Origin of the sequence: Bdellovibrio svalbardensis, assembly GCF_029531655.1 — a bacterium.
GTDB classification, from domain to species: domain Bacteria; phylum Bdellovibrionota; class Bdellovibrionia; order Bdellovibrionales; family Bdellovibrionaceae; genus Bdellovibrio; species Bdellovibrio svalbardensis.
Genome location: NZ_JANRMI010000001.1, coordinates 1,088,031 through 1,102,121, shown reverse-complemented (window position 1 = coordinate 1,102,121; position 14,091 = coordinate 1,088,031). Strand labels below are relative to the sequence as shown.

Sequence of the window (14,091 nt, the reverse complement as noted above, 5' to 3'; positions counted from 1 at the left end):
ACATCCAAACGACGGTCAGAGCATAAATATTAGATTTTGCATTTATGAAGACTTGGAACTAGCCAAGTCGCGGAGGCTGGAAGGGACCTTCCAGAAATCGACCTATTATAGGGAACTCTTGTGAACGATAGGAAAGTGTATACAAGGATTGATCAACCAATCCCGCAACGCGAGGAATGAGAACAACCGCGCAATGCCCCAAGTGGCAATAGCCCTGACTGCAAGGATCGAAATCACTGTCGTGAGAGTGTAGATCCTTCGCATGAAACTCAGTTTGCTGGATTGCACTTTGGGAGAGATTGGAATTGAATTCGAGATGAAAAGACAAGAAGCCCCCCACCAGTACCGAGACTAGCGAGACTGTAACGGCCCACAATATCAATGACTTCACATTTCTTTTCACTGCCAAAGTATAGCCGTAATTCAGCAGGCCTCGCAACCACTTAAAGGTGGCTACAAGCCTGCGGGTTGGATTCTTTTCTATTAATGAGACACGTGAGAAAGAATATCGTGACTTAAGTTCCTGTTTTGAGCTCGGTTTGCAATATCCCCCAAGCTCAGCATCCCGACCAATCTCTTACTTCTGTTAATGACTGGCATGCGGCGTATTTTTTTCGAAATCATCGTTTGACCAACAACGGCAATATCATCGTCATCGAAACAGTAATTGATACCCTCGCTCATGCACTCTTCGACAGTCGTCTTAGCCGGGTCTAACCCCTTCGCAACCACTCGAACGACAATATCTCGGTCGGTCAGCATTCCGACCATTTTATCGGCTCGCTCCACGGGGATGCAGCCGTAATCCCCCTTGAGCATCATCTTTGCTGCCTCAGCAACTGTGTGATCAAAATGAATAACTTCAGCTCGAGGTCTCATGACTTCTTTGACACGCATAGTGACTCCTTTTTAGAAAAGCATACGGCGACTTCGTTCCGACTTGTCCTTGTATTTTCAACGTCAGTATTTAGCCATCTGTCATCAGGCAGCTTGTGTGTTCGGCAATGCGCCCATATACTTCACAAATGAAGACCATCCTGTCAAAAATCCTATTCTTCTGTCTTTTAACTGCCAACCCACTCCATGCAAAGGCCCTTTGCAATCGAGTCTACAGCGTAGGCACGAATACGGATGCTGTTTCAAAAGACAAGGCCGGTGCAAATCTTATTTCCATTGAGATCTTCAACGAACTTAAAAAACGACTTGATTGCGTCTACAATGAAAGAGTTATTTCATTCTCCAGAGCCGCTGAAGATTTGCGGAATAATCGCATAGATATATTTGCTTTTTCTTTTACGAACGAATCCTGGAGCAAATTTGCCACCTCTATCCCCATATATTCAGTGAATCGTCTTTTATTGGTTCAAAATAAATTTTACAAACCCGGCGCCAAAGTTGCAGACTACCTCAAAGACTCCAAGGTCAATTTTGCCATGCTTTCGGGAGGCAGCTTCTTTTCAAGTTCCGTGGAAATAGCCGCCCTTCAAAAGGCCCATCGAGCCACCTTTGTCGCCTTCCCAGATGGTGTTATGGATCTCCTTTCGAAAGGCAAAGTACAAGCCGCATTCACCTCACCAATCTTCCTACGTCGATATGCAATTCAATATAAAATCAAAGAAAAGACGATGGTAGTTGCTGATGACAGTAAACGCCTGGAACTCGCTATCTTCTTTTCCAAGAAAAGAATGAAGCCCCTTGAACTCAAAATGTTTGAGAAGGTTATCCAAGATATGAAAACAGATGGGACTCTCAAGAAAATCATACTGAAATACGTTCCGGAAGAAGACTTCAATAGTTACTATCACTTCTAGCAATAAAAAAGGGAACCGTCTCCAGTTCCCTTTTCATCAGCATTTGCAAAACTTAATTACTTAGTCATGCCTTCAGTTTTTTCTGATTTTTCTGATTTCTCTTTTTTGCCGTGTTTTTTGTGTTTTTTATCTTTTTTAACTGATGTTTCAGCTTTCGGAGCGCTCATTTCAGCACCACCAGCAGGTGTCGTTGCAGGAGCTTCTCCTTGAGCGTGAGCCATCATTCCAGCGAAAAGAAGAGACATAAGAACTGTTGCGAATTTCATAAAAACCTCCGTTGGTTTTTTTATTTGGTTATAGATAACTTTAATTATCATCAAATCCACTGAAGACAGATTAGCAAAGAGTCCTTAATCACCGATTAAAACGGTATTAATTCTTTTTTACCCCAAGATTAAGATTCCCTTAATCATCGGGACCAAAGTCAAAAGACGAGCAAATATGCGTCAATACCGGGTTCATAAATATCAACTAGTTTCAGATACATACAAGTGGACGGACGCATCAAGACCATTGCCCGAAACACAATTTGCAGCAAACACTACCCTGTCTCATTTTGCCACTACCCTATCTCATTTTGAAGGAGTAGATTTTTACAAATGCAAACTTGTTTCTGCATCCAACCTTAACTGAGGTGATATCAAATGAAGAAAGTTAGTTCTCTCCTTCTTCCAATTACAGCATCATTTATTCTTGCTGCATGCGCATCGAATCCCAATAAAGCTGAAAAGCTGAATACTGAGATTCAAAAAACAGATGATATGGGTGGCGGGACCGTTATTGGTTTGAACGAAAAAGACGAAATGGTCATGCAAAAGAAAATACGCCTTGCTGACTATGTTCGCCAACTTCAATTCGAAGTCTATGGCCTTGAAGATACCATTTATGGCGGGGATGAATCCGGCAATCGAGGTCTTTGGGGTGTTCTGGAAGAATGCCAGACAAAAGAGAACTCTGCAGAGATGGGCGGCGAAGGCACCTACGTGAAGATGCCGGAAAAAGCGCGCCTTACCGATCGCGAAGATCAATTCCAGAAAATCGGTCTGGATGAAAAGAAAAATCTTGTCGCAGTTTCGACTGACTATTTGAGAGACCGTATTCGCCGCTTTGAAAACTATAAGGCCACCTATAAAAAGCGTAAAGACTGGTACGAGACTCAAGTTAAGATCTGCAACGCCAATTTAGAGCGTAAAACCTATAATGCAAAACAGGCGAAACTTGATCTTAGCAAGTACCCGCCAATTACCAATACAACATCCGAACTCGATCGGTATGTATGCCGTTACGTCAGACAAGGGGCAAAGATGAATGATCTGGTAAAGACCGCTTTGTCCAAGCAATGGATCATGAAAGAAGACTTTGACCAGGATATGCCGGTGAATTCATTAAAGGTCGTCGATTCCAATCAAGCAGAACGCCCCAATGTTTTGCGTCTTGGTGGCTGGGCTTTGGCTTTTGACAAAGGAGCGAAATTATCCGAGATCGAAGACAACACCACAAATCCTTCTTTGAAGTCTTGGATGAATGACTCCGCCGATATCGTGCCTGGCGGAAAAAACTGTCTGCGCAGAGGCAGCAATCTTTGGAACAACTAACTTAAGACGGAGTGACCTATGAAAAAGACTCTTTTATTTACAGCAACAGCTCTCTTCATCGCGGGCTATTCTACTGGATGTTCAAGTGCCAAAAAGCGTGAGACTCAAGTTTTGAAGGATGAAAGCATTTCCACTAATCTTTCAAAAGAAGAATCTCTTGGTGGCGATTCCTCCATTGGTGTCGATCAAGAAGGCAACGTCATGCACATGGACAAAACTCAATTGACAGAATATTTGCAAAATCTGAAGTATGAAACTTTTAAAGAGTATGAAGCTCTTTATGGAATTCGCGAATACTCCAGCAAAGGTCTTGCGGGCAAAGTGAACGCTTGTAATAACAAAGCCAATTCAAAAAAATACGGCGGTGATGGCACACCCGTAAAGCCCGTTCAAGGTCCTGAGGCAATGAATCCTGAAATGATGACTGAATGGAAGAACTTCAATAAGAAAAAGAAAAGCAGCGACACAAATGCCACTGTGGATGTTGGTTACAACGAAAAAGGTCAAGTGACAGCAGTGACCAAAGAGAACTTACTCGAAACCATTGAGCGTTATCAGGACTATCGCAAAAGCTTGGCAGAAAAGCGCGTAGAGCTTGAACAATCTCTTGCTGCTTGCGAAGCTAAGATCGAGGCCGCTGCACAGTAATCACACTGTATTATGCCGGGGGGATGATGTCCGACTTCAAAGGAAGCATCAGCATTCCAAAGGATGGCACCCCCTGGGCGAAGTTTTTCAGATTTTTAGGGCCGGGACTTCTTGTCTCGGTCGGCTATATGGATCCCGGTAATTGGGCCACCGACATCGAAGCCGGTTCTCGCTTTGGATATCTTCTTCTTTCTATTGTTTTATTTTCCAGCCTGGGTGCCATCGCACTTCAGTATCTCAGTTTGAAATTAGGAATTGCTTCGGGGATGGACCTTGCCTTGGCTTCACGCATGCAATTCGGCAAAAAAACAAATCTCTTTCAATGGTTTCTGGCAGAGATCGCCATTATCGCCACCGATATCGCCGAAGTCCTTGGCAGCGCCTTGGCATTCAAACTTCTCTTCGGTTGTTCCCTGCTCACAGGAGTTGCGATCACCTGTTTAGATACCTTTATTGTGCTGGCCTTTGCAGGAAAAGGCTTTCGAAAAATCGAAGCTATTATTCTTGGCTTAGTGGCTACGATCGGGATTTGCTATTTAGTGGAGCTTCTGCTTTTAGATCTCCATATGCCATCAGTCTTAGCAGGCTACATTCCATCGCTAAGCCTCGCTCACGATCCTCATAGTTGGTATCTGGCGATTGGCATCGTCGGTGCCACCATAATGCCCCACAATCTTTATCTACACTCTGCAATCGTACAGACTCGAAAGATCGGCGTAAGCGAAGTGGAAAAACGTCAGGCGATTCGCTTCTCAACCATCGACACCGTCGTCTCTTTAAGCCTGGCCTTCTTGGTAAACTCCGCCATTTTAATTCTAGCTGCTTCCGCATTTCATGGAACGGGAAGGAACGAAGTTGCTGACATTCAAGATGCTCATCGCTTGCTGGAGCCCATCATGGGCAGCTGGCTCGCCCCCTTGCTTTTTGCTATCGCTCTTTTAGCTTCAGGGCAAAGTTCCACTTTCACGGGCACCATCGCGGGACAGGTCATCTTGGAAGGTTATTTGAACCTGCAGCTTCCCAGCTGGAAAATTCGTTTGATAACCAGAAGTCTGGCTTTGATTCCAGCTTTTATTGGTGTGGCGTGGCTTGGGGATGATTCCACCGGAAAATTATTAGTCATCACTCAGGTCATTTTAGGTCTGCAACTGCCCTTTGCCGTATATCCCCTGGTGAAGTTCACCAGCGATAAGAAACTGATGGGCAGCTTTGCGAATCGTCGACCTTTGAAGCTTCTCACCTGGGGGCTGTTCGCAGTCATCAGCACCGCGAACATTTGGCTGATCGTGCAGATATTCAATTAATGAATCCAACCTATCAGGATGGCTCCCAAAGTCGCGCTGGCGACAACTATCCATAAAGAAATGCCTTGGATCAAAGGCTTTAAGCCAACACTGCGAATTGTTTCTTTGGTCAAATTGGTGCCGATTAAAAACAACGTCAACACCAAAACCTTTTTAGCAACTTCATTCACCATATGACCGGCTGGGCGAATTTCAGGAATCCACGTAACCAGAGCGGCCGCTATCAAGAAACCTAAAATAAACCACGGACGTTTTGGTTTTTCAGCTCCTTGGCTCTTCTGACCTCGAGCGAACAAGTAGCTAAATAAAAATGTAACGGGAACAATCCATAATGCGCGAGCCAGCTTTACTGTGGTCCCCACTTCCAAAGCATGAGGGCCATACTGCAAGGTCGATCCCACCACAGAGCTGGTGTCATGAATGGCCAAGGCACTCCACAAACCAAATTGAGTCTCACTCAAATTCAAAATATGACCAATCGGTGGAAAAATAAATAAGGCCAGTGCATTCAGCAAAAATACTGTTCCCAGAGCAATTGAGATTTCATGATGTTTAGCGCGAATTGTTGGTGCCACAGCCGCAATGGCACTGCCCCCGCAAATGGCTGTACCAACAGAAATCAAAATAGAGGTGTCGCGCTCTGTTCGTAAAAGTTTACCAATAAGGTATCCCAAAACTAAGGTGGTCGAAATTCCCACGACAGTGTATCCCACCCCAGCCAAACCAACTTTACCAACCACTCCCAAGTCCATCCCTGCACCAAGTCCCATGACTGAAAGACTTAGCAAAGTTGAGGTTAGTTTTCGGGTGCGCGCGATATAGGGATTCCCCAAGGCAACGGCAATGACAATTCCCAAAATCAATGCAACCGCTGAGGAAATATAGGGCGTCAAACACATAATCCCCGCAACAGGAATCACGGAGGCCTTAATATGATGAGAAAGTGGTTTTTCAAGAGTTTGCATGAACAGATCCCTCCGTCCCAAGAATACTATCTGTTGATTCACACAAAAGATAGTATTCAGAGTAAGGGATCAGGACTGAGGCTCCCAAGATCTCACATAGTCCTCCAAGGTCTGAAGCCCCTGGGCCGCTCTGAGTTTTTCTTGTTCATAGATTTTTTTATCTTCTTCACTGTTGCTGCCAACTTCGCGTTCAACAACACGTAAATCAGTCTGAGCTTTTTCGAGAATACTGCGCCAAAGCTTTGCCGCAACATCTCCTTTCAACTGCTCTTGAGGCTGCTCCTCTACAGGAAGTTGTTGCCCATGTTCATCGATAAATCCTCGCGTCTTAAACGACACTTTATCTGCAAATCGAAGTCTGGCAATGAACTCAATCTGCCGAGCATACTTTATTGCCTCTTCCACTTTTCCAATATTATCCAAAGGCGATGCCAAAAGACTTTCCTGAAGAAGAACATCACGAATAAACATTGCTCTTAACATCAAAAATGCCAAAGCGGTGTCTTCAAAACGACGACTCCCCTGTTCGGGTGCGCCAACAATGTGCATTCGAATGATTTCCTCTACAATTGGCTGAGGAGTAAATCCCGCAATAACTTGCAAGGCCACCAATCTGGCCATCTTCTCGTTGTTGATATTTGCCACTTGCCTGCGCGTATAGGGAATCTCTGAACCCGTGGCCTCATCAATGTCTTTGGTCGGCAAAGACACCTCAACTTCTTTGATCCAAATATATGTCAAATCCACCAGCTCTTGGGCTGTCGCCGCCTCCGCAAATTTCTTTCCATAAGGCATCAACTTAAAAGGAACCGGAGCCAGGGAATCGTGATTTTCCTCTTTCAAAATATTTTCCAGAGGAATCAACAAACTTTGATCATGAACTCCGGAAGTAGTTCTCTTCATCTCCTCCAGCATATTGCTCATGCGGCTATTGGTCTGATCCATTTTCTCGGGGATTTCTTTGGTCGCACTCATGGCATCGACGGCATCGCAGGCCGTCAACGACAGACAGAATGAAATCACCAGAACTGAGACTGCAAAAGTTTTAAAAGAAAAAATCATCTGCAAATCCTAGTTATTTGAAAGAAGATCTGACTTGCACGATGCCACACCATCATCGCTGGGAGTTCCCAACCAAATCGCCAGAATTTTCTGCGTCAATCCCTTGTCACTTTGAACTTGGGTTTGCATGCCCGTTGAATCTTCGTACACCAGGGTCTCAGTCCCATCGCTGTGTTTTTGAATGAGGATTGTTAAACTATTTCCAGAAGTGGCATCGCCACCGTTCTTTACCGCGCTAAGAAAAGTTTTGACTGCATCATGACTTAAATCAATTTTATTGGCCATCAAGGCATCACGGAAGGAGTTTTGCACTGTCGGAGCATCCACTGTCCGCAGGAAAGTCAATTGAATGGCAACTGTGCTGCTGTCATCAAGTGATTTCAATGCCTCTTTGTCTTTCTTAATAAAGCGATCGGGACTTTCAACCATCAGCTGCGCAACATAGACTTTCAACTTCGCCAGAAGAATTTTCTTCCAACGAACGCCAGCACCCACAGTTCCCAAATGGACAGACTGATCGCCCACAATCGCATCAGCCGATTGGGAAATATTGATTCCCTCGACAGTGCGAGGACCTTTTTCAAGTTTTAAAAGAGAAGCCTGAGCGAGTGAGCAAGTCAGGACAAGAGCAGAGGATACCAAGAAGTTGGACACTGATTTCATAAACGTCTCCAGTAAATCAAGGAGACGTTCATTACGAATTTCTCCTGTTGTTAAAAACAAAAGAAATTCGTATGTCAGCAAACTATGGGAGTCAAAATCACTATCTTTTTATCTAAGCAATGGAGCTTGCTCAGATTTAATTACTACTTCAAAACCTTGATGGTATCCGCGATCCACTGCTTATATTCCAAAGCATTTGTGTATACGCCCGTGTCATCGCAGAGCACGCTGCCTCGGCTCGTGATTCCGAAAAGATAGAACTTACCATCTTTTTCGATGTATGCAGGACCGCCAGAGTCACCGCTGCATGTTCCCGCTTTGCTCTCATCCAAGCGCAATTCAGTTTGTTGAAGAGATGAAATCGGAGCTTCAGTTTGACGAAGAATGCCGTCACCACTCATGTCCACAGTCATGCAGTTACGTTTATTGTCGTCGCAGATTACTTCGCCGAACTCAATCGCCTCATCGAGGTTGCCACGGTATTTTTTCGGATCTAAGTCTTTTGTCTCAACAAGATCCACACCGTAACCAGCAACAGTCACCATCGCCCCTTTTTTAAGAGCGCTTTGGTCTGGAAGGAAGGTCGCAGGTTTGTAACCTTCAGGAGCTTGTCCTTTGAATTTCACAAGCGCGATGTCTCCTCTGTCGACTTGAACTTGCGAATTCTCTTTCCATGTTGAATAGGTTTTGAAATCGGTTGCTGTCAAAACATAAGTTTGAAGAATGTCTTGTTCGCGAGCGTTCAAAACTGAATCAACGTTATTAGCGAAAACCACTTTCAAATCTGAAGCCCGGTTTGGCATGCAATGAGCTGCTGTCAAAACGATATTTGGTGCGATCAAAGAACCGGTACAAATGAAGTTCTCTTTTGTATCAAACAACGCCACGATACTGGCTGTGATGGGAGCGCCTTCCTTAACTTCATGGCCATTAATAATTGAAGAATTTTGGCCCTTTTCGATCAAACCCGAAGATTTGGGTGTGCAGGATACCAAAGTAACTAAACTTGCTGCTAACAATAAACGGAACACGGCGCCTCCTAAACGAGGGGCTCTTATATGGATACAATTACAGGTCGGCAAGAGTTTTCTCGAAAAAAAGGCGGGCTTGATGACATATTGTTGTCCCCCTCTCTGCCGACACCTACACTAGGACCATGAAAAACTTTTATCAAGAAGGCCCCAGCCTTACGAATACCTTCGAATCTGACGAAATCCTGAAGAAGTTTTTAACAAAGGTTCTTCCCCCGGATTGCCAAAGGGAAGCCCTGCCTCATCTCGCTCATCTTGGTCAAAGAGCGGTTACGGATATGCTCGATTGGGCCCAAGAGGCTGAGGCTCAGCCCCCTGTTCACGTTCCATTTGATCCCTGGGGCCGCCGCATCGACGATATTAAGGTCTCCAATGGCTGGAAGCAGCTTGAGAAAGTCGCAGCGGAGGAAGGGATTGTCGCCACCGCCTATGAACGCCGATTCGGAGCTTTTTCTCGCGTTTATCAAATGGCTTTACTCTATATATATTCCCCCAGCTCCGCCATTTTCTCCTGTCCCTTGGCGATGACTGACGGGGCCGCACGAGCCTTGGAGCTTTATGGAACTCCGGAGCTGAAAACCCGCGGAATGTCCCACCTGCTTTCCAAAGACTCCACAAGCTTTTGGACTGCGGGACAATGGATGACGGAGCGAACTGGCGGCTCCGATGTCAGTGGAACTTCAACGGATGCACATCCCTATCAAGGACAAAGTTCCTTTGGAGCAACCCATACTTTGCATGGAACAAAATGGTTCACATCCGCCACGACATCGCAAATGGCGCTGACTCTGGCTCGCCCCGCTGGGGCTCCAGCCGGATCGCGTGGCTTAAGCCTTTTCTATCTTGAGCTTCGCAACAACCAGGGACAACTGAACAACATCCAGATCCATCGCCTCAAAGACAAACTTGGAACTAAAGCTTTGCCAACCGCCGAGTTGAGCCTTCAGGGCACACCCGCCCGCATGATGGGTGGCGAAGGTGAAGGTGTGAAGCGCATTGCGAGCGTCTTGAATATCACACGCATTTATAATTCCATGTGCGCCGTGGGTCACATGCGCAGAGCTTTGGACCTTGCACAAAGCTACTCCAAAAAAAGAACAGCCTTTGGGAAATTGCTGATCGACCACCCTCTACACCGCGAAACATTACGTTGGCTCGAAGAGGATTTCCGACATTCTTTCGCCTTTAGTTTTTTGGTGGCACATTTGCTGGGAAAAGAAGAAGTTGGTGAAATCTCTGCAGCGGAAAGGACTTTGCTTCGCACCCTCACTCCAGTTTTAAAACTTTACACTGCAAAAAAAGCGATGATCGTTTCCAGTGAAGTTGTCGAGATATTTGGTGGTGCTGGCTATGTTGAAGATACGGGTCTGCCACGCTTAGTGCGTGACGGCCAAGTATTTTCAATCTGGGAAGGAACTACGAATGTCCTTGCACTTGATATGCTCAGGGCGTTTGAAAAAGAACAGTCTCTTCCAGTCGTGATGGAATATCTAAAAAATTCTCCGGCCGCCAAAGCGAATCAGCCAAAGTTCATGGCAAAATGGACTGTATTCCAAGAACTCGTCAACAAACTCAACGGTAACAGTCCAGAGACTTGGGAATCAAATGCTCGCCAATTGGCCTTGTCTTTGGGAGACGTTATGGGAGAAGCCGCCGTCTATAACTTTGAGTTGTAAGTGCTCAAGACCAAAACAAAACAGCCGCGGATCTTTCGATCAGCGGCTGTGCCGTCTCTGAAAATATTCAGAGCTTTTATTTCACTCCGTTATTAGAATAACGGCGCGAAATTTGGATTCATAACATCACCAGGATTGTTTCCAATCACGATACCGCGAACACGTGAGTGTCGAAGTTCCGGTTTGAAAGGAAGTCCTTTTTTGCTTGGCTGAGTCACCACAATCCAACGACCTGACGCATCCGTCACCCATTGTTTGTAGTACATAGACAATTTCGTACCCTCAATGAGGTATTCAATCGTCGCACCAGGGCCCGCAAGATTCATCGCAGTTTTGAACATGAATGCATTTTCATTCATTGCCTCACCGAACTGACCATAAGCGGCAGAGAACGCGCGAGGATCTGTATTGACTGTTGCAGCCATACGTCTCAAAGCCGCGTACATTTTGCTCGCGCCTGTTGCAGTCGTCGCTTTCAAAGTGTAAGCGCAGTTTGCATCCGGTTGCTGAGCAACTTGCTTAGTCTGACCTTTCGCCACTGGGCACATTGCCAAAGGATCTACAGACTTCATCAAGTATGCATCTGCAAGTGAAGAAACTCTAGAAACGAAGTCAGCCTGGCTCATAGAGCGTACCGCATTCATCATTCTAATAGTATTCGCTTCGTTAAACATAACGTTGAACTCTAGACCTGTGTAACCAAGATCACCATCATATGGGATTTTGACCATCAAAGCCTGAAGACCTGTTTTTTCAATAAGCTCTCTGATACCGGCTTGAAGACGGCTTGAGTTACTCTTCTCGTGGCGGAATGCATATCCGTAGTTACCGAACATACTTTCTGTGCGAGCTTTTGTATCCCAATTTTCAATAGAGTACTTCGCACCATAGAACATAAAGTCTTCTTCTTTATGTTTGAACCAGAAGTTTGTATCTTCTGAAGTCGTGAAAATACCGTAGTGAACACGGGCTGTATTGCGATCGATATGCAGATCAGATGAAGTGAACGATTGCACTCGACCTGTACTGTATGTTTTATCCCAAATAATTGGAATAGCGAACGCTTTGCTTACTGTTGTACCAGTAGAAACTGTTCTGAACGTTTCTACTTTTAGAACAGGAGCATTTTCAACCAGGTTTCTTGGTTTCTCTTTCGACAAGATATCTGATGCGATCACGTTACCGCGAATCATATCCTCATATGCTTTGCGACCTGTCTCTGTGCTCAAATCAAACAGATAAGAGAATCCGTCATCGGCAGATTTAAAGTAAGTTTTCGAAATTGTCAGAATTGAAGCGCTCAAGAATGCTGAGAAGCTATCAAGTCGACCATTCGTAATCTTCACATAAGCCTTATGACTTCCAACTTTTTCTACATAAGTTTCCCAAATACCAGAAGCCAATCTGCTAGCGCCAACGCCAACAGGTCCTACCCCTGCGCTACCCATGAAGATAACTCCCCCACGAGAAACGTAAGAAATACTATCTCCTGGATCCCAGGTATTTAGATCAGATGCAGATTCTGGAATTTGCCATCTTCCTCCCATATCGTAAGCTTTGGCCAAAGTACCTACATAACGAGTTGAAGTTGTGTCTTTACCAACAACTGGCAATACTCCGACATATGCCCAGAATTGATTTGCAATTCCTGATGCATTTTCGAACCAGAATTTCAGTTGTACACCTAAACCTACCTCAACAGATCCCCAAACAGTTTTTTGGAAACCATCACGATAATCTCCAACTACCAATGTATCCATAGAGCTTGCGGCCTTTGGAGCATAAGCATAGAAATCTGCTGATTTCGGTTGAGGCAATGTCACTTGAGGAGTCAAGTTGACAATGTAAGAGCCGAAGTCGAACGCGAGATGGAACAGAGGTTCCAACTTGTGCTTAAGCTTCTTCTTCTCTTCGTTTCCACCAGTTGTACTTGTTGAAGACGTCTCTCCACTAGTCGTACTGGTCGTAGTTGTCTCGCCACTAGTTGTACTTGTTGAAGAAGTCTCACCACTGGTTGTGCTTGTGGAGACAGTCTCACCACTAGTTGTACTTGTGGAGACAGTTTCACCTCTGGTTGTACTCTCACCGCTAGTTGTGCTTGTGGAGACAGTCTCACCCCTGGTTGTACTCTCACCGCTAGTTGTGGATGTGGATGGATGACCTGTAGTCGGTTCGCAATCGGTATTTCCGTTGTTTCCGTTGTTTCCGTTGTTACCGTTATTACCGTTGTTGCCGTTATTACCGTTGTTGCCGTTGTTACCGTTGTTGCCGTTATTACCGTTATTACCGTTATTGCCGTTGTTACCGTTATTGCCGTTATTGCCGTTATTACCGTTATTACCGTTATTGCCGTTATTACCGTTATTACCGTTATTACCGTTATTGCCGTTATTACCGTTATTGCCGTTATTGCCGTTATTGCCGTTGTTACCGTTATTGCCGTTGTTACCGTTATTGCCGTTATTGCCGTTATTACCGTTGTTACCGTTATTGCCGTTATTACTGTTATTACCGTTATTGCCGTTATTACCGTTATTTACGTTATTACCGTTATTGCCGTTATTACCGTTATTTACGTTATTACCGTTATTACCGTTATTACCGTTATTACCGTTATTACCGTTATTACCGTTATTACCGTTGTTACCAGTACTTCCGCTTCCACCGGTGCTTCCGTTGTTACCGTTGTTACCGTTGTTACCGTTATTACCGTTATTTACGTTATTACCGTTATTACCGTTGTTACCAGTACTTCCACTTCCACCGGTACTTCCGTTATTGCCGTTGTTTCCGTTGTTTCCGTTGTTACCGTTGTTACCGTTATTGCCGTTGTTACCGTTATTACCGGTAGTACTACTAGGGCTTGAGGTATTTGTACAAACTAGCTTCCCTTTGATGGTCTGACAACTTTGTCCACTGACACTTTTTGATGTCGAGCGCACTGGAAATCCAGTTTTGTACTCGGTAGAATCACTTAGATTTTTCTTTGACTTACCTTCTGCAGATTTATTCGCTACCTGTGAAGAAGATGGTGCAAGAGAATATCCCTTTACGGTACTTTCCTTTGCCCACGCCGGATTCACAAATAGAGCCATACCTGCAACAAGAATAATATTCCTGTGCTTTCGAATCATATTTCCTCCAAATTATGGGTTGTGTTTTGTTCGTGGAGAAAAAACTATTCGATGGGTTTTTATTTTGTTAGCCAAATCTTTGTCTGTTTCAGTCTTTTAATTTCTGACAAATTTAATATATTGAATGCTTGAAATCATTTTCATCGAGGACACAATTTCAAAAATAAAAAACGCCAGTCGTTTTTCGACTGGCGTTGATTGA

At 44.7% G+C, this 14,091-nt stretch carries 13 protein-coding genes; 5 read left to right on the top strand and 8 right to left on the bottom strand.

From position 1 onward, the window contains the following. Nucleotides 1-58: 58 nt before the first annotated feature. On the bottom strand, nt 59-328 hold the full coding sequence (locus NWE73_RS05265; RefSeq protein ID WP_277577231.1) for a hypothetical protein: 270 nt from the start codon (nt 326-328) through the stop codon (nt 59-61). Between the two features lie 155 nt (nt 329-483). Beyond that, nucleotides 484-897 carry a CBS domain-containing protein gene (locus NWE73_RS05260; RefSeq protein ID WP_277577230.1) on the bottom strand — a complete coding sequence of 138 codons (414 nt, stop codon included), beginning with the start codon at nt 895-897 and terminating at the stop codon, nt 484-486. Nucleotides 898-1,025: 128 nt separating this feature from the next. On the opposite strand from NWE73_RS05260, the gene NWE73_RS05255 reads away from it, so the two are divergent. Beyond that, nucleotides 1,026-1,811, top strand: a complete 786-nt coding sequence (locus NWE73_RS05255) for a transporter substrate-binding domain-containing protein (protein WP_277577229.1) — start codon at nt 1,026-1,028, stop codon at nt 1,809-1,811. A gap of 56 nt (nt 1,812-1,867) precedes the next feature. Here NWE73_RS05255 and NWE73_RS05250 read toward each other — a convergent pair whose 3' ends face one another. After that, nucleotides 1,868-2,077, bottom strand: a complete 210-nt coding sequence (locus NWE73_RS05250; protein WP_277577228.1) for a hypothetical protein — start codon at nt 2,075-2,077, stop codon at nt 1,868-1,870. 378 nt (nt 2,078-2,455) lie between these two features. Between NWE73_RS05250 and NWE73_RS05245 the strand changes: the two genes are divergently transcribed. From NWE73_RS05245 to NWE73_RS05235, 3 genes are read left to right on the top strand one after another with little or no spacing between them, the layout of a single operon-like run. After that, nucleotides 2,456-3,406 (top strand): YajG family lipoprotein, encoded by a 951-nt coding sequence (locus NWE73_RS05245; RefSeq protein ID WP_277577227.1) that lies wholly within the window; start codon nt 2,456-2,458, stop codon nt 3,404-3,406. Nucleotides 3,407-3,424: 18 nt separating this feature from the next. Further along, the gene (locus NWE73_RS05240; RefSeq protein ID WP_277577226.1) at nt 3,425-4,054 is read left to right on the top strand and encodes a hypothetical protein; all 630 of its coding nucleotides are present in this window, start codon (nt 3,425-3,427) and stop codon (nt 4,052-4,054) included. 26 nt (nt 4,055-4,080) lie between these two features. Next, nucleotides 4,081-5,358, top strand: a complete 1,278-nt coding sequence (locus NWE73_RS05235; RefSeq protein WP_277577225.1) for an Nramp family divalent metal transporter — start codon at nt 4,081-4,083, stop codon at nt 5,356-5,358. Here NWE73_RS05235 and NWE73_RS05230 read toward each other — a convergent pair. The 4 genes from NWE73_RS05230 to NWE73_RS05215 form a co-directional block, all read right to left on the bottom strand. After that, nucleotides 5,355-6,323 (bottom strand): YeiH family protein, encoded by a 969-nt coding sequence (locus NWE73_RS05230; protein ID WP_277577224.1) that lies wholly within the window; start codon nt 6,321-6,323, stop codon nt 5,355-5,357. The two genes, NWE73_RS05235 and NWE73_RS05230, sit on opposite strands and share 4 nt — an antisense overlap. A gap of 69 nt (nt 6,324-6,392) precedes the next feature. After that, nucleotides 6,393-7,385: a hypothetical protein gene (locus NWE73_RS05225; protein ID WP_277577223.1), complete on the bottom strand. Its 993-nt coding sequence runs from the start codon at nt 7,383-7,385 to the stop codon at nt 6,393-6,395. 9 nt (nt 7,386-7,394) lie between these two features. Beyond that, entirely contained in the window at nt 7,395-8,048 is a 654-nt protein-coding gene (locus NWE73_RS05220; RefSeq protein WP_277577222.1) for a chalcone isomerase family protein, read from the bottom strand. A 143-nt stretch (nt 8,049-8,191) separates the two neighbouring features. Then, on the bottom strand, nt 8,192-9,079 hold the full coding sequence (locus NWE73_RS05215) for a S1 family peptidase (RefSeq protein ID WP_277577221.1): 888 nt from the start codon (nt 9,077-9,079) through the stop codon (nt 8,192-8,194). Between the two features lie 125 nt (nt 9,080-9,204). Between NWE73_RS05215 and NWE73_RS05210 the strand changes: the two genes are divergently transcribed. After that, nucleotides 9,205-10,755: an acyl-CoA dehydrogenase family protein gene (locus tag NWE73_RS05210; RefSeq protein WP_277577220.1), complete on the top strand. Its 1,551-nt coding sequence runs from the start codon at nt 9,205-9,207 to the stop codon at nt 10,753-10,755. 92 nt (nt 10,756-10,847) lie between these two features. Here the strand turns inward: NWE73_RS05210 and NWE73_RS05205 are convergent, their stop codons facing one another. Then, nucleotides 10,848-13,889 (bottom strand): hypothetical protein, encoded by a 3,042-nt coding sequence (locus NWE73_RS05205; RefSeq protein ID WP_277577219.1) that lies wholly within the window; start codon nt 13,887-13,889, stop codon nt 10,848-10,850. Nucleotides 13,890-14,091 lie beyond the last annotated feature (202 nt).